The 15,675-nt window shown below is 75.7% G+C and carries 11 protein-coding genes; 4 read left to right on the top strand and 7 right to left on the bottom strand.

Annotation, left to right across the window (positions count from 1 at the left end; all coding sequences use genetic code 11):
• The 4 genes from VGH76_RS16260 to VGH76_RS16275 form a co-directional block, all read left to right on the top strand.
• Positions 1 to 2,212, top strand: a 2,212-nt coding sequence (locus tag VGH76_RS16260; RefSeq protein WP_331557739.1) for a serine/threonine-protein kinase, incomplete at its 5' end; no start/stop codon positions are given.
• A complete protein-coding gene (locus VGH76_RS16265) occupies positions 2,209 to 3,348 on the top strand; it encodes a PP2C family protein-serine/threonine phosphatase (protein WP_331557740.1) in 1,140 nt (379 codons plus the stop codon). The genes VGH76_RS16260 and VGH76_RS16265, both read left to right, overlap by 4 nt.
• Positions 3,345 to 4,643: a VWA domain-containing protein gene (locus VGH76_RS16270; protein ID WP_331557741.1), complete on the top strand. Its 1,299-nt coding sequence runs from the start codon at positions 3,345 to 3,347 to the stop codon at positions 4,641 to 4,643. Before VGH76_RS16265 ends, VGH76_RS16270 begins: the two co-directional genes overlap by 4 nt.
• A gap of 75 nt (positions 4,644 to 4,718) precedes the next feature.
• Positions 4,719 to 5,402 (top strand): FHA domain-containing protein, encoded by a 684-nt coding sequence (locus VGH76_RS16275; protein ID WP_331557742.1) that lies wholly within the window; start codon positions 4,719 to 4,721, stop codon positions 5,400 to 5,402.
• An 88-nt stretch (positions 5,403 to 5,490) separates the two neighbouring features.
• Here VGH76_RS16275 and VGH76_RS16280 read toward each other — a convergent pair whose 3' ends face one another.
• The 7 genes from VGH76_RS16280 to VGH76_RS16310 all read right to left on the bottom strand — a co-directional run bounded on the left by VGH76_RS16280 (position 5,491) and on the right by VGH76_RS16310 (position 15,672).
• Positions 5,491 to 6,990: a glycosyltransferase family 2 protein gene (locus VGH76_RS16280; protein ID WP_331557744.1), complete on the bottom strand. Its 1,500-nt coding sequence runs from the start codon at positions 6,988 to 6,990 to the stop codon at positions 5,491 to 5,493.
• Positions 6,987 to 8,027 carry a glycosyl hydrolase family 18 protein gene (locus VGH76_RS16285; protein WP_331557745.1) on the bottom strand — a complete coding sequence of 347 codons (1,041 nt, stop codon included), beginning with the start codon at positions 8,025 to 8,027 and terminating at the stop codon, positions 6,987 to 6,989. The genes VGH76_RS16280 and VGH76_RS16285 overlap by 4 nt, the downstream gene beginning before the upstream one ends.
• A 137-nt stretch (positions 8,028 to 8,164) precedes the next feature.
• Positions 8,165 to 9,151 carry an NAD-dependent epimerase/dehydratase family protein gene (locus VGH76_RS16290; protein WP_331557746.1) on the bottom strand — a complete coding sequence of 329 codons (987 nt, stop codon included), beginning with the start codon at positions 9,149 to 9,151 and terminating at the stop codon, positions 8,165 to 8,167.
• On the bottom strand, positions 9,151 to 10,338 hold the full coding sequence (locus tag VGH76_RS16295) for a glycosyltransferase (RefSeq protein WP_331557747.1): 1,188 nt from the start codon (positions 10,336 to 10,338) through the stop codon (positions 9,151 to 9,153). The genes VGH76_RS16290 and VGH76_RS16295 overlap by 1 nt, the downstream gene beginning before the upstream one ends.
• Positions 10,335 to 11,789, bottom strand: coding sequence for a sugar transferase (locus VGH76_RS16300; RefSeq protein ID WP_331557748.1), 1,455 nt, complete (start codon positions 11,787 to 11,789; stop codon positions 10,335 to 10,337). The genes VGH76_RS16295 and VGH76_RS16300 overlap by 4 nt, the downstream gene beginning before the upstream one ends.
• On the bottom strand, positions 11,789 to 14,317 hold the full coding sequence (locus tag VGH76_RS16305; RefSeq protein WP_331557749.1) for an FAD-dependent oxidoreductase: 2,529 nt from the start codon (positions 14,315 to 14,317) through the stop codon (positions 11,789 to 11,791). The genes VGH76_RS16300 and VGH76_RS16305 overlap by 1 nt, the downstream gene beginning before the upstream one ends.
• The gene (locus VGH76_RS16310) at positions 14,314 to 15,672 is read right to left on the bottom strand and encodes a nucleotide sugar dehydrogenase (protein ID WP_331557750.1); all 1,359 of its coding nucleotides are present in this window, start codon (positions 15,670 to 15,672) and stop codon (positions 14,314 to 14,316) included. The genes VGH76_RS16305 and VGH76_RS16310 overlap by 4 nt, the downstream gene beginning before the upstream one ends.
• Positions 15,673 to 15,675 lie beyond the last annotated feature (3 nt).

A 15,675-nucleotide genomic window follows, 5' to 3' on the forward strand; every position in this document is an offset into this window, starting at 1 on the left:
GGAGGCGGCCCCGACGGCGGGGACGGCGCCCGGGCCGGCGACGGCGGCGTCGGGCCCCGCGACGGCGGCGTCGGGCCCCGCGACGGCGGCGTCGGGCCCCGCGACGGCGGCGTCGGGCCTGACCACCGCGATGGCCGGTGCCGGGACGGGCGCGACGCCGTCGGGACCCACCGCCTCGGGCCGGACCGCCTCCGGGCGGACCCCGTCCGGGCGCACGCGGGCCGGGTCGAGCCGGCGGCGCATCGGCGCGGGCCTCGTCGAGATCGCGCCGGAGCCGGCGGCCGATCCCGCCGAGGCGGTGATGGCCGAGGCCGTGGTGCCGGAGTCGAGCCGGTACTGCGGCGTGTGCGACGCCCCGGTCGGGCGCGGACGCGACGGGCGGCCCGGGCGCACCGAGGGCTTCTGCCCGCAGTGCGGCACCCGGTTCTCGTTCACTCCGACCCTGCGCCGGGGCGATCTCGTGGCCGGGCAGTACGAGGTTCTCGGCGCGCTCGCCCACGGCGGCCTCGGCTGGGTGTACCTGGCCCGCGACCGGAAGGTCCGCGACCGCTGGGTGGTGCTCAAGGGGCTGCTCAACACCGGGGACGCCGCCGCGCTGGCCGCCGCCGACGCGGAGCAGGGCTTCCTCGCCCAGCTCGTGCACCCGCGCATCGTGCGGATCTACAACGTCGTCACCGGCGACGACGGCGCGACCTACATCGTCATGGAGTACCTCGGGGGCCGCTCGCTCAAGGCGATGCGGGACCCCCGCGAGCCGATGCCCCCCGAGCAGGCCCTCGCCTACGTGCTGGAGGTCCTGCCCGCGCTCTCGCACATGCACGAGCGGGGACTGCTCTACTGCGACTTCAAGCCCGACAACATCGTGCAGACGGGGACCGACCTGACCCTGATCGACCTCGGCGCGGTCCGCCGCATCGACGACCCTGGGGGCGACGTCTGGGGCACCGTCGGCTACCAGGCCCCCGAGATCTCCCCCGATGGCGCCGGCCCCTCGGTGGCCTCGGACGTCTACACGGTCGGGCGGACGCTCGCCGTCCTCGTCACCACGTTCGACTTCCACCGCACGATGCGCGACCGGCTCCCGGACCCGCATGAGGCCCCCGCGCTCGCCCACGAGCCGCTGCGGCGCCTGCTCGCCCGCGCCACCCACCACGACCCGGCCCGGCGGTTCGCCTCGATCGACGAGATGGCCGACCAGATGGTGGGGGTGCTGCGGCGCCTGACCGCCCACCAGGCCACGCCGGCGCCGCGTCTGTCGACGATGTTCGCCGCGCCCCCGGCGTCGGCCGGGATCACCGCGCCCTCCACGCCGGAGGAGCTCGCGGACGCCATGCCCGCCCCGCTGCCCGACCCGGACGACCCGGCGACCCCCGAGCTGGTGTCCGCGGCCGCGCAGGGCCCGCGCGCCGTCCTCGCCGCGGTCTCCGCCGACGACGCCCCCGACACCGACCAGGCCCGGCTGTCCGCCGTCGTCGCCCACCTCGACGCCGGCGACGTCGAGGCCGCGGGCCACGCCCTCGCCGAGCACGCCGTGCCCGGCGAGTGGACGTGGACGTGGCTGCGGGCCCGGCACGCGGCCGCCGCCGGGGAGGCCGACACCGCCGCCGGGCTCGTCGACGAGGTCGCCGACGCGCTGCCCGGCGAGCTGGCGCCGGAGTTCACCCTCGCCGCGCTCGGCGAGTACCGGGCCGCCCGCGACGGCGAGCGCGCCGGGCCGGTCGTCGTCGAGCGGTTCGCCGACATCTGGCGCACCGACCACACCTGGACCGGGGCCGCGTTCGCGCTGGCCCGGCTCCGCGCCGCCGCCACGGACCGTGCCGGGGCGGTCGCGGTGCTCGACGAGGTCCCCGCGAGCTCGGTGCACGTGGCCGACGCCCGGGTCGCCGCGGTGCACGTCCTCCTCGACTCGCGCGACGGCCGGGATCTGACACGCTCCACGGTCATGGAGGCGGGAGCACGGGCCGAGGCGATCGACCTCGACGCGCTGCGCGCCGCCGAGCTGCAGACCAGCGTGCTCGAGGCCGCCCGCCGCCTCGACGACGCCACGGGCGGTGACGCCGCCACCCTGTTCGACTGCCCGCTCGACGATCACGGGCTGGGCCTGGGCATCGAGGAGCGCTACCGGCTGCGCGCCCGCTTCGCGGGCACGGCCGCCGGGCGGTTCGCCCTGGTCGACGCCGCGAACGACGCCCGCCCGTGGACCGCCCGATGAGCCGGGGCGGGACGACGACGGCCGGCGGCGCGGCCTGCGACAGCTGCGGCGAGCACGGCGAGCCCGGCGACCGGTTCTGCGAGGGGTGCGGCGCGCCGCTGCCCGCCACCGAGGGCCCGCCGCCCCAGGAGCGGGAGGTCACCCGGGCCCGCCCGATCACCGCGCGCACCACCGCGCCGGGCACCGACCCCGCGCCCGACGGGGAGTCGCTCGACGGCGTCGCCACCGCGCCCGGTCCGGGTCCCGACGACGGGCAGCGGGACGGCGGCGGCGATGGCGATGGCGACGGCCTGGGCTACGACCCGGACGACCGCGACCACGCCGAGCGGTCGGTGCCCGGCGCCGCGGCCGTCACCGACGTCGGCCGGGTCCGTCCCGCCAACGAGGACGCGTTCGGCCTGGTCCGGCTCCCGCTCGGGGAGTCCGGCCGGGACATCGTCGTCGGCGTGGTCTGCGACGGGGTCGGCTCGGTGCCGGGCAGCGCGGCGGCCTCGGCGGTGGCGTGCACGACCGTGCTGGCCACCGCCCGCGACGCCGTGTCCCACCCCGACCCCGCCGACCCCGGGCTGGCCGACACCGGCGGCGTCGACGTCACCGAGCTCGCCTACGCCTGCGCCGAGGCGGCCGTCGACGCCGTCTCCGCGCTCGGCGGCCCCGGCCGCGACTCCCCCGCGTGCACCTACGTCGCGGGCATGGTCGTCGGCGACGTGCTCGTCGTGTCCTGGATCGGCGACAGCCGCGCGTACTGGCTGGTCCCCGACGAGCCCGACGCCTCGTGCGTGCTCACCACCGACGACTCCTGGGCCGCCGAGGCGGTCGCGGTGGGGCTGCTCGCACCGGAGGCCGCGTACGCCGACCCGCGCGCCCACGCCATCACCCGCTGGGTGGCCGCCGACGGTCCGCCCGGGCCGGCCCACGTGGTGGCGCACGCCGCCGACCGTCCCGGCGTCCTGCTGATCTGCAGCGACGGGCTCTGGAACCACATCCCGCACCCGGCCGACCTCGCCCGCCTCGTCCACGACGACGGGCCGCCCACCACGGCGCGCGCCATGCTGACGGCGGCGCTGGAGGACGGCGGCACCGACAACACCACCCTCGTCGTCGTCGACGTCGCGCCGGAGGGGAGCCCCGAATGACCGCGCCCGCCCCGTCGTTCACCCTCGAGGCGTTCCACAACGAATACCTGCCCGAGGGCGGCGGCGAGGTCGACGCGATCGTCTCGGTCACGGGCGCCGGCCTGGGCGCCGTGACGACGGGCACCGACGCCGCCGAGGTCATCGTCATCGACTGCTCGGGCTCGATGGGCGACCCGGCCACCAAGATCGCCGCGGCGCGGCGCGCGACCCGCGCCGCGCTCGACGCCCTGCCCGACGGCGTCGTGTTCGCCGTGATCGCCGGGCGGCACGACGCGCGGATGGTGTTCCCGCAGGCCGAGCGCATGGTGGTGCTCGACCGCGTCACCCGCCGTCAGGCGCACGCCGCGGTCGAGCACCTCCGCCCGAGCGGCGGCACCGCGATCGGTACCTGGCTCCGGCTCGCCGAGCGGCTCCTCTCGCCCCACCCGCGCCGGCTGCGGCACGCGATCGTGCTGACCGACGGCCGCGACGAGCACGAGACGCCCGAGGACCTCGCCGCCGCGCTGGACGTCTGCGACGGCGCGTTCACCTGCGACGCCCGCGGGATCGGCACCGACTGGGTGGTCGACGAGGTCCGCGGGATCGCCTCGCGGCTGCTCGGCACGGCGGACATCGTCGCGGAGCCCGAGCACCTGGCGGCCGACTTCGAGGGCATCGTCGGGCGGGCGATGGGTAAGGGCGCGGGCGACGTCGCGCTGCGCGTGTGGACCCCGCGCGGCGCGCGGGTCACGTCGGTGAAACAGGTGTCCCCCACCGTCGAGGACCTCACCGACCGCCGCACCCCCGACCCGGCGAAGCCGCTCGTCGGGCTCTACCCCACCGGGGCGTGGGGCGACGAGACCCGGGAGTACCACGTGCGCGTCGCGCTCGACCCGCTGTCCGCCGGCGAGGAGATCCTGGCGGCGCGGGTCGGGATCGCCGCCCCGTCGATCTCCGACGCGCCGCTCGACGAGACCCGGGTCCGGGTGACCTGGACGCCGGACTCCGCGCTGTCGACCCGGCTCGACCGCCGCGTCGCCCACTACACCGGGCAGGCCGAGCTCGCCGAGGCCATCCAGGAGGGCCTCGACGCCCGCCGCACCGGCGACGTCCGGACCGCCACCGCGCGCCTCGGCCGCGCGGTCGCGCTCGCCGCGGCGTCGGGCAACGAGGACACCTCGGCGCTGCTGGCCCGCGTCGTCGACGTGGAGGACCCGGCCACCGGTCGCGTCCGGCTGCGTCGGGAGGTCACCGCGGCCGACGAGATGACCCTGGACGTGCGGTCCACCCGGACCGCGCGGGTGCGGGAGGGCTGACCGGCGTTGACGAGCACCCATCGGTGCCGGAACGGGCACGACTCCGGGACGCCGGACTTCTGCGACGAGTGCGGTGTGCCGATCGAGGGCGGGTCGGCTCCCGGGTCGGTGGCTCCCGGGTCGGCGGCCGCCGGGCCGGCGGCTCCCGCGCCGTCCCCGGCACCGGCGCCCGAGGCCTACCCGGGCGAGGCGTGCCCGCTGTGCGGTACCCCGCGCAGCGGCCGCTTCTGCGAGGAGGACGGGCACGACTTCGTCGTCTCCGGGTCCGTCCCCGCGCCGTCGGCGCCGGCCTCCCCTCCGGAACCGGTCGCCGGCGTCGCGACCCCGCCCGGGGACGGGGACGGCTGGGTCGTCACCGTGGAGGCCGACCGCCGCTACTACGAGAGCGTGCTCGCCCGGGAGGGCCCCGACATCGGCGAGGTCAGCTTCCCGAACTACTACCCGAGCGCGGAGATCCCGCTGGCCGGTACGGAGATCCGGATCGGGCGGCGCCGGGTCCACGGGTCGACGCCCCCGCCGCAGGTCGACCTCGCCGGCCCGCCGCTGGACCCGGGGGTGTCCCACCTGCACGCGGTGCTGCTGCCGTTGCCGGACGAGCAGGGCGCCGAGGGCTGGTCGGTGCTCGACCCCGGCTCCACCAACGGCACGACGATCAACTACTCGGACGACCCGATCGCCCTCGACACGGTGGTGCCGCTGCGCGACGGCGACCGGGTGCACGTCGGCGCGTTCACGACGCTGGTGCTGCACCGCCGCTGAGGACATCGCCGCGGCCGGCCGGTCGCCGGGACTCCGGGCCCGCCGCAGCGGCACACCGCCGTGGACCTGCTGACCGACCGGCCGGCCGTCACCTCGGCATGGCGTCCGCCTTCCGTTCGTCGACCTCGCTCGACTCCTCGGAGCCGACGGGCGTGGCCGACCTGACGGACGCCGGCCGCACCGTGAGCTTCACCATCGGAGCGACCCGCTGGGAGGGCACCGTCGTGATCTCCTCCTCCGGCTCCCCGGCGACCGGCCCCGTCACGGGCTCGGCCACCTCGCGACGCTCGGGGCTGGTCCACCGGCCGTCGGAGCGGCGCAGCATCCCGGGTAGGAGGGTCCGCATCGCGAGGTAGGCGTCGATCAGGCGCAGCACCGGGAACGCGAGGAAGGCGGCGAAGTAGCGGGTCCGGCGCTCGATGAGGACGACCACGCACGTCAGGAGGAAGTCCGGCGCGAGGATCCCGAAGAGGAGGGCCGGGAGGCTCATGTGGGCCGAGAGAACGGCGTACAGGGGACCCTCGACGGGCCAGGTGAGCGCGGCCGGGACGAGGCCCGGCAGCACCAGCACGAGGACGAGGAGAGGGAGCAGGAGGAAGGTGATGGCCGCGGTCACCAGCTCGAGCAGCAGCAGGCAGAGCATCAGGCCGAACAGGCTCGGTCGCGGTGGCAGCCGCCGGACGGTCTGCCAGAGCCCGAGCGACCAGCGCCGTGTCTGGCGCACGTAGTCGATGAGTCGGACCGGGTCCTGGGTCTCCGCCATCGCTTTGAGGGTGAAGCCGACCCGGCCGAGCTTGTGCCGGTACAGCTCGAACGTCATGTTGAAGTCCTCGATCACGAGCCCGGGCGGGTTCATGTCGATCTCGGGCAGGACCCGGGTCCGGTACATGCTGGCGAACCCCGGCACGATGTGGGTCGCGTTCACCCGGGCCCAGGTCTGCCCGAACTTGATCAGCCGCTGGGTCAGCGTGTAGATGCGCTGCCGGTGGCAGACGAGGATCTTGCCCATGAGGGACAGGCGGTCGCCGTCCCAGGCGCTGCGCACCGACCCGGCGACCGCGGCGACGCCCTGGTCGGCGAACATCGGCAGCGCGGCCTCGAAGTACCCGGGCAGGATGCGGGTGTCGGCGTCGAGGAGCAGGACGTAGTCGAAGCGCTCGACCAGCCCGAACCGGGCGATCGCCTCCTCGAGGGCCCCGGCCTTCCCCAGATTGGTCGCCGTCGAGATGACGTTGACCCCCATCCGTTCGGCCAGCTCGACGGTGCGGTCGGTGGACCCGTCGGAGACGACGTGGACCTGGTCGGCCGGGATGAGCGCGATGATCGCGGCGAGGCTCTCGGTGATCACGACCTCCTCGTTGTGCGCCGGCATCAGCACGGCCACCTGCGACAGGTCGGGCACCGGGACGGGCGGGACCACCTCGGTGGCGCTCCCCCAGCCACCGTGACGCCGGGCGCGCCGGCGGGCGCGGCGACGTCGCCACGCGGCGAGCGGGTGCTCGTCGACGAGACGGCAGAGCCCGATGAGGCCCCAGATGAGGATGTTGAGACCGACGATGCCCATCGCGAGCAGCCAGACGGGGATCATCCGGAACCTCCGGTCGAGGACGGGGACGCCGCGTGCGGTGCGAGATCCGCCCACAGCGCCGGGTCGGGCGGGGCGTACATCCAGAGGAAGACCGAGTGCACGCCGAAGGGTTCGGCGACGGCGCGCTTGGCCTGGAGGCTGGCGGCGTTCTCGAACCAGACCTCGTGCTCGCCGGTCGAGTCGCTGTAGCGGAACCAGGGCGACTGGCTGAGCGGGTCCCACTGCACGGTCACGCCGTGCGAGGACGCCAGAGACACGGCCTGCGCGTAGGAGATGGTGGCCCCCTGGTCGCCGGACCAGTCGTAGCCGGCCTGGTCGAGGCCGAGGACGAGCTTCTGTGGCGGGATCACGGTGGTGGCGTAGGCCAGCACGTCGTGCACCCAGCCAGCCGGTGCGATCGGACCGGGCGGCGACGTCGACCAGTGGTAGTCGTAGGTCATGAGCCGCACCTCGTCGGCGGCGGCACCGATCGCGGCGTAGTCCTGGGCGACGTTGCGCTGGTCGCTCCCGGCGTCGTCGGTCTTGGCGAACACCGCGACCGAGAGCGTCTTGTGCGCGCCGTGCAGGGAGTCGGCGAGCTCGCGGACGAACGCCGAGAAGGCCTCGCGGTCGTCGCCCTGCAGCTCCTCGTAGTCCAGGTCGATGCCCGCGTAGTTCTGGGACACGGCGAGCTGGGTGATCGAGGAGATGTTGCGCTTCATCGTCGCCGGGTCGTGCAGCACCGGCGCCACCGCATCGTAGGAGAACTCGCCGCCCACCAGGTTGGACACGCTGGGCAGGAGCGGCACCCCGAGCGCCCGCAGCTTCGCCATCGTGGTGTTGGCCGTCGCGGTGTCGCGCCGCGGCACGGCCGACTGCACGGCCCCCGTCGGGCCGACGTTGTAGATCCACGGCGAGATCTCGTCGACGACGTGGCGGTTCGCCTCGACCGCAGCCGTCCCGGCACCCAGGTCCCAGTACGGGATCGCCGCGATCACGGTGCCCGGGGGTGGGACCTCGGCCGCGGCCGCCGACCCACTGCCTCCGCGGTCGCCCATCACGGCCACCCCGCCCATGACGGCGACGACCGCCGCGACGGCGAGCGCGAGGAGCAGGAGGCTGGGCCTTCGGCGTGGCGGGGCTCCATGGACGGCCCTCCTCTCGGAATCGGGGGGTTGGGGGTCGGGAGGAGTGGTCATGCCGGCCTTGTCACAGCCACGTACCGGCCCTGCTGGTCCGCGACGACCGCGTCGATGACGTCGTCGAGGTCACGGGTGGGCCGGAACCCGAGGAGCCGCTCGGCGAGCCCGCAGTCGGGCACCCGTCGTTGGAGATCCTCGTAGCCGCGCCCGTAGACCTCCTCGTAGGAGCGGCGCACGATCGTGCTCGACGAGCCGGTCCGGTCGATGACCCGGGCCGCGAGCTCGGCGATGCTGACCGGTTCGGACCGGCCGATGTTCACCGCGCTGCCGGTCGCCTCGTCGCAGGCGGCCAGGGCGACGATGGCCGGGACGACGTCGAGCACGTGGCAGAAGCACCGGATCTGCTCGCCGGTGCCGAACACCGTGAGCGGTTCGCCCGCCAGGGCCTGCGCGACGAAGCGGGGCACCACCATCCCGTACAGCCCGGTCTGGCGGGGTCCGACGGTGTTGAACAGCCGGGCGATCACCCCGTGCATGCCGTAGGCCTCGACGGAGGCGCCGACGAGGCTCTCGTCGAGCGCCTTGGCCTCGGAGTACGACCACCGGTACCGAAGGGGCGACCCGACGATGCGGTCGTCGTCCTCGCGCAGGCCGATCTTGGTGTTCTTGCCGTAGACCTCGCTGCTCGACGCCACGAGGAGCCGCGCGCCGTGCCGGCGGGCCGCCTCGAGCACGGTGTCGGTGCCGTGCACGTTGACGCGGATGCCCTCGACGGTGCGGTCGCGGACGACGAAGGCGCCCACGGCGGCGGCCAGGTGGAAGACGGTGTCGGCACCGGCGGTGAGGTCGTCGACGAGCTCGGCGTCGAGGACCGACCCCCGCTGGAACGCCAGCGCGGGGTCGTCGACCACGCCGTGCAGGTTCTCGAGCGAGCCGGTCGAGAGGTCGTCGAGCCCGACGACCTCGTGCCCCTCCGCGAGGAGGTGCTCCACGAGGTGGGATCCGATGAAGCCGGCCGCGCCGGTGACGAGCGCGCGCATCACGCACCCCCCACCAGGGTCCGGGCCGGGGCGTCGTCGTGCTCGGCCGGTCGTGGCTGTGGGACCACGTCCCCCAGCACCTCGGTCACCCCGGCGAGCGGGCGTCGCCGCCCGTCGAGCCGCTCGTAGAGGTCGTCGATCCGTGCGGTGACCGCCGCCATCCCGTAGTGCGTCATGACGGCGGGCTCGCTGCGGCGCGGGCGCTCGGCCACCAGCTCCTCGGCCATCGCCTCGCGCAACCCGACGACGTCGCCGGGCACCTGGCGGGCGCGGTCGGTGGGGATGCCGTCGAGTGCTGGGCAGGTGGTGTAGAGCGCCGGGACACCGTTGGTGAGGGCCTCGAGGACGCTGAGCCCGAACGTCTCCTGCTCGGAGCTCGCGATGAAGAGGTCGAGCGCGGACAGCACCGCGGCCACGTCGTGGCGCTCGCCGGCGAAGGCCACGAAGGGGGCGGCCCCGGTCGTCCGGGCCACCTCCTCCAGGTGGGCCCGTTCGTCCCCGCCACCGACGACGAGGAGCCGGACGGTCGGGCCGAGCAGGGGCGCCGCGGCCTCGATGACCATGTCGAAGCGCTTGTTGGGGTCGAGGCGCCCCAGCACACCGATCACGGTGGCCGACGAGGGGAGGTCGAGCTCGTCGCGCACCTCCGCCCCGGCGACCGGGTCGGCGGCGACCCGGTCGAGGTCGAGCCCGTTCGGGATGATCTCGATCTTCCGGGCCGGCACGCCCCACCGCTCGAGCCGGTCGCGGACCGCGGTCGACACGGCGATCGTGACGTCCGAGCAGACATCGCTGGCGAGGTAGAGCGCCCGGACCCCGGCGGTCATCCGCCGGCGCTCGAGGTGGGTCTCGCCGATGGAGTGCTCGGTCGTCACGACGATCGGGACACCCGCGAGACGGGCCGCGAGCCGCCCGTAGATGCACGAGCGGTAGAGGTGGACGTGCACCACGTCGTAGCGGCCGCGGCGCATGAGCGCGGCGAGGTGGAGCAGGGCGGGGAGCTCGGTGTTGCGGGTCATCCCCAGGTTACGCACCCGGCCGCCGTCACGGACGATCATGTCGGCCACCGGTCCGGGGTTGTAGAGGGTGACCACGTCGGCGTCGTGGCGGGTGTGCCGCAGCAGCGAGCGCAGCTGCAGCTCGGCGCCGCCGACGCCGAGACCGGTGATGACGTGCAGGACCTTCACGAACGACCTCCGGGGGTGTCGGGAGCCACCGCCGCGCCCCGGGCGGGCGCGGCGGGCAGGGCGGCGAGGGTGCGGAGCAGGATCACGGTGTCGAGCCACGTCGAGCGGTACTCGACGTACTGGCGGTCGAAGCGGGCCCGGTCGTCGAGCGGGGTGTCACCGCACAATCCGTGGACCTGGGCCCAGCCGGTGAGCCCGGCCCGGGCCCGGAGGCGGTGCAGATAGCCCGGGACGGTGCGGGCGAACACCGCGGCGTACGCCGGGCGCTCGGGGCGCGGACCGACCAGCGCGAGGTCCCCCCGCAGGACGCCGAGCAGCTGGGGGAGCTCGTCGACGTGGGTGCGCCGCAGGAGGCGTCCCCAGGCGGTGACCCGGTGGGCGGGCACGACCCACCCGTCGTCCCCGCCCCCGGCGACCGTGCGCAGCTTGACCACGCGGACCGCGGCGCCCGCGCGGCCGACCCGCCACTGCCGGTAGAAGGCCGGGCCGGGGCCGGCGAGCCGACCCGGGCCGCCGAGGACGGCGGCGAGGAGGACCCACGGCCCGGTGAGTACGAGCAGTGCCGAGGCGAGCAGCAGCTCCCCCGCGCGGTGCAGCCGCGCACCGACCGCGGTGTCCCCGCGGACCGGGCGCAGCGGGACGAGCGTGGTGCCCCACAGGTCGTCGAGGTGGCCGTGGGGGACGTCGAGGCCGGCGCTGGGGAAGCGCGGCACGACCCAGACCCGGGCACCCGCCTCGCGGGCCCCCAGCAGCCCCTCCTCCAGGACGCCCGGCGACGGCGGGCCGGCCACCCCCGGACAGCCCGGCTCCTCGGCCGCGGTGGGGCACACGATGACCCGCCGCACCCCGAGACGCCGGACGAGACCGGGCAGTTCGCCGACGCCGCCCCGCAGGATCGCCCCGTCGTGCGGATCGGTCTGCGGGCCGTCGTCGTCGAGCACGCCGACCGGGTCGAGGCCGAGCTCCGGGCGGGCGCGCATCGTGGCCGTCAACGCGCGTGCGGTGGGGCCGGCGCCGACCACCAGCGTCGGCTCGCCCCCGACCCGCCGGCGACGGTGCCGCTGGGCGGCGCCGACGCCGGCACGCTCGAGGGGGAGCAGCACGGCGGCGACGGCGACCGCGGCGACCGGTACCCACGGCGCGCCCCGTCCCGCGCCGGCCAGCACGAGCAACGGCAGCGGCAGGGTCACCGCGGCGACGAGCCGGGGAACCCGCAGCCCGACGAACGTCGTGATCCGCGGGCGGTAGGAGCCGTCGGCGGCGAGCACGCAGACGGCCACCAGCCCGTAGGCGAGGGCGAGGAGGCCGGGCAGCCCGACGAGCGCGGCGGCCACCGCGACCGCCGCGCCGTCGAGACACCCGACCAGCGCGGCGGCCCCGTCGGCCCGCGAGGGCGCGTGCGACGGCGTGCGCGGCCCGCGCCGCGACGCCGTCTCCGGGGCTGCCGTCATCACGTCACCAGCGCCGAGGTGGGCGTCGAGGCGACGATGCTGCGGGCGGTGGCCTTCGCGGCGTGCGCGGAGCCGTAGGCGAAGCGCATGACCGGACCGAGGCTCGGGGCCACCGCGGGGCCGCAGAAGTACAGGCCCGGCACCGACGACCGGTAGTCCTCGGTGACCGACGGGGTGCCGCCCAGCGTGCGGATGCGCGCGCGCAGGGCCTCGTCGAGGAAGCCGATCCGGGTCAGGTCGATCCGGTACCCGGTCCCGGCCATGACGTGGTCGGCGTGCAGCACCCGCCGCCGACCGGAAGCATCCCGCAGGTCGAGCCGCACCTCGTCGCCGTCGGTGCCCGCCCCCTCGATCCGGTGGCCGGTGAGGATCGGGACGACCCCCTCGACGCGTGGCCGCAGCCAGTACGCCCCCGCCGGCCCGAGCGCCGAACGGGCGCGCGAGAGCCGCACGGACGACGGCAACCGGTGGTAGAGGTCGGGCTGGTTGGAGTAGAACCACGTGCCCCAGCCGGACCCGAGCGGTGCCTCGGGCTCCCGCACCCGCCGCCAGAAGGAACGCTGCGCGGCGAGCGGGTCGCCGTTCCAGGCGATGTGGTCCTCGCGGGCGACCAGCCGGGTGTCCGCCCCCGCCTCGTGGAGCAGCGCCGCGCTCTCCAGTGCCGACTGTCCGGCACCGAGCACCACGACGCGACGGCCGGAGAAGTCGGCCATGTCGGTCTGGTCGCTGGTGTGGGAGACCAGCCGGGCGGGCACGCCGGCCAGCTCCGGCGGCATCGACGCGGAGCCGGTGAGCCCGACGGCGACGACCACGCGGGAGGCGTGGACGACCTCGCCGTCGCCGAGCTCCACCCGGAACCCGTGCTCGTCCTGGGCCAGCCCGACGACCGGGGTGTCCTCGATGTCGGACACGAGCTCGCGGGCGAACCACTCGCCGTAGGCGATGAAGGTGTCGAGCGCGACCGGGAGGCCGTAGTCGGCGTAGGGCGTCTCGGTGCGGCGGCAGTAGGTCTCGAGCCGGTGGGTGCCCTGCGGGTCGGAGAGGCTCGACGCGAACCCCTGCGACTTGAGGTACATGCCCTTCGGCATGGTCTTCCAGGCCTGCATGACGCTGCCGAACTGCCGGACCCGCAGGCCCGTCGGTGCGAGGTGGGCCCCGAGCGACAGGCCGTAGGGGCCCGCGCCGATGACCACGACGTCGGTGCGGTCCTGCATGGTGGTGTCCTCCCCGGTGGTGCTGCTGGCGGTGACGGATGTGGTGGTGCGTGGCCGGCGGACGGATCGGGCGATCCCGGCCGCGCCGCGCCGGGCGGCCTCGGTGCCCGTGCGGGTGGCCATGAGCGCGAAGGGCAGCGGGTCGTCGACGGCGAACCAGGCCGGCTCGTCGATCCCACGCAGCGAGGCCGCCCAGGTGCGGCCGTCGAGCTCGCCGCGGCGGAGGTGGGTGAGCGCGGCGACGGGGTCGTAGGGCTCCACGACGAAGCGGCGCGGCAGCGGCGGGTCGGCGGGCACCCGCCGGCCGGTGAGGTCGAGGTGCGCGGCCACGGCCACGTCGATGCCGCGGGCCCCGCGGAAGACCCGGAACTGCGCCCCGAAGCGGGGGTTGGCGTCGAGCAGCTTGGCCCGACCGTCGCGGGGGTCGACCCGCAGGTCGAGGTCGACGACCCCGCGGTAGCCGAGGCGGCGCAGGAACCGGGTCGCGGCGTCCGCGAGCTCGGGCCACGGCTCGACCCGGCCGAGGCTGGTGAGCCCCGCGTGCGCCGGGTACGAGCGCTCCTTGACCCCGGTGCCGACGAAGACCGCCTCGCCGTGGCCGTCGAGGTAGGCGTGCACGAACCAGTCCTGCGGCCCGTCGTCCGCGCCCCCCGCGGGCAGGTACTCCTGCACCAGGAGCGACCGCGGGCGCGCGCCCGCCTCCGCCGCGACCTCGGCCAGGTCGGCGGGGGTGCGGACGACGGACGTGCTCGGGCGGCCCCCGCGGTCACCGAGACGCTTGACGACGAGCGGGAGACCGAGCTCCTCGCCGAGGTCGCGCACCCGGTCGGGGTCGGCGACCCGCTGGGTGCGCGGGGTCGGCATGCCGTGCTCGTCGCACAACAGGGGGAGCGCCGCCTTGTCGGCGAGCCGACGCGGCAGGTCCGGCGGGAGGCGGGGGAAGCGGAAGCGGTCGCGCAACTCGTCGCCGTGCTCGGCGAGCAGCATCGCGCCGGCGTCGTCGGTGGTCAGCAGCACCGCCGGGGTGCCGAGCGTGTCGGCGATGCGACCGAGCCCGGCCAGCACCCCCGCGGTGTCGGCGGGGTCGGGCCACCACGGCCAGCGCCGCGCCAGGTGGCGCGAGCGCGCGGCCGGCGCCCAGCGGTGCTCGTGCACGGCGTGCACGGCCACCCCGCGCGCCCCGAGCGAGCGGATGACACCGAGGGCGCCGTGGTGCATGGGGTTGGCGTCGGTCTTGAGCAGCACGGCGGGCACGGAGGTGTCGAGCAGACCGTCCGGGGGCCCGCCGCGGCGGAGCAGGAGCACTGGCGTCACACCACCTCGCGCGCCGTGCCCGGCGCGTCGAACCGGTAGGTCGCGTCCAGCACCCGCGGACACCGCCGCACCCACCCGTGGTCCACGCCCGGGTGGACGACCTGCACCACCGCGAGGTCCCACTCCCGCGAGCCCGGGTCGGCCACGGACGCGAGCTCCCGGCCGTCGTCGAGACGGATCGCCCGCACGAGCGGGTCGTGGTAGGCGACGTCCGCGCCGCGGTCGAGCAGGGTGGCGATCAGCGGGAGCGCCGGCGACTCGCGCACGTCACGGACCCCGGCCTTGTAGCTCACCCCGGCCACGACCACCCGTGCGCCGGCGAGGTCGATCCCGTCGCCGGCAAGGACCTCGCCGGCGCGGTCGGCCACCCGGCGTGGTCGGTCCTCGATCGCGTGCATGGTCGCGTCCACCAGCGGCGCCGGCGTGCCCGACGAACGGAGCTGGGCGAGCAGGTAGTGCGGGTCGCAGGGGATGCAGTGCCCCCCGACGCCGGGCCCCGGGAACACCGCGAGGAAGCCGTAGGGCTTGGTGCCCGCCGCGAGGGTGACCTCGATGGCGTCGAGGCCGAAGGCGCCGCAGGCGTCGGCGAACTCGTTGGCCAGCGCCAGGGAGACCGCCCGGAAGATGTTCTCGTAGAGCTTGGTGAGCTCCGCGGCCTCGGGTGAGCTGACCAGGAACACCGAGTCGGTGAGGGCGGAGACCACCTGGGCGGCCGCCGACGCGCAGTCCGCGGTGATCCCGCCGACCACACGCGGGGTCTCCCGCTGGCGGTGGTCGTGGTTGCCGGGGTCGATCCGCTCCGGGCTGAACGCGACGAACACGTCGCTGCCGGGCACCAGCCCGCGGGCGTGCAGCGGCCCGGCGAGGAGCTCCCGGGTGGTGCCGACGTAGGTCGTCGAGGTCAGGATGATCGTCTGACCGGGCCGGGCGTGCGCCACGACCGTCTCGCAGGCCGCGCGCATCGCGCGCAGGTCGGGGCTGCGGTCGGCGAGGACGGGTGTCGGGACGCAGATGATGACGACGTCCGCGGCGTCCAGCGTCGCGGGGTCGGTGGTCAGGTCCAGCCGACCGGCCTCCAGGACGAGCTCGAGGGTCCGGCGTGCCTCGTCGTCGAGGTCGACGTCGCGGTCGGCGATCTCGGCGAGCCGCGCCGGGTCGACGTCGAGACCGATCACCCGCTGCGCCGCGTGCTCAACGACCAGGGCGGTCGGCAGCCCGACGTACCCCAGCCCGACCACCGCGACCGCCCCGAGGCGCTCCGAGTCCGCGGGGCGGGTGAACGCGACGAGGTCCTTCGCCAGCAACCGCTCGCGACCGTTGATCGCGAGGGAGAGCTGGGGGGTGGTGGCGACCATCGA

Origin of the sequence: Actinomycetospora sp. (genome assembly GCF_036497585.1) — a bacterium.
GTDB lineage: Bacteria > Actinomycetota > Actinomycetes > Mycobacteriales > Pseudonocardiaceae > Actinomycetospora.

Bases quoted from the DNA above. Each gene is read 5' to 3' on its own strand.
- VGH76_RS16265 (WP_331557740.1), top strand. From the start codon at position 2,209: ATGAGCCGGGGCGGGACGACGACGGCCGGCGGCGCGGCCTGCGACAGC.
- VGH76_RS16270 (WP_331557741.1), top strand. From the start codon at position 3,345: ATGACCGCGCCCGCCCCGTCGTTCACCCTCGAGGCGTTCCACAACGAA.
- VGH76_RS16280 (WP_331557744.1), bottom strand. From the start codon at position 6,990: ATGATCCCCGTCTGGCTGCTCGCGATGGGCATCGTCGGTCTCAACATC.
- VGH76_RS16285 (WP_331557745.1), bottom strand. From the start codon at position 8,027: ATGGGCGACCGCGGAGGCAGTGGGTCGGCGGCCGCGGCCGAGGTCCCA.
- VGH76_RS16290 (WP_331557746.1), bottom strand. From the start codon at position 9,151: ATGCGCGCGCTCGTCACCGGCGCGGCCGGCTTCATCGGATCCCACCTC.
- VGH76_RS16300 (WP_331557748.1), bottom strand. From the start codon at position 11,789: ATGACGGCAGCCCCGGAGACGGCGTCGCGGCGCGGGCCGCGCACGCCG.
- VGH76_RS16310 (WP_331557750.1), bottom strand. From the start codon at position 15,672: ATGGTCGCCACCACCCCCCAGCTCTCCCTCGCGATCAACGGTCGCGAG.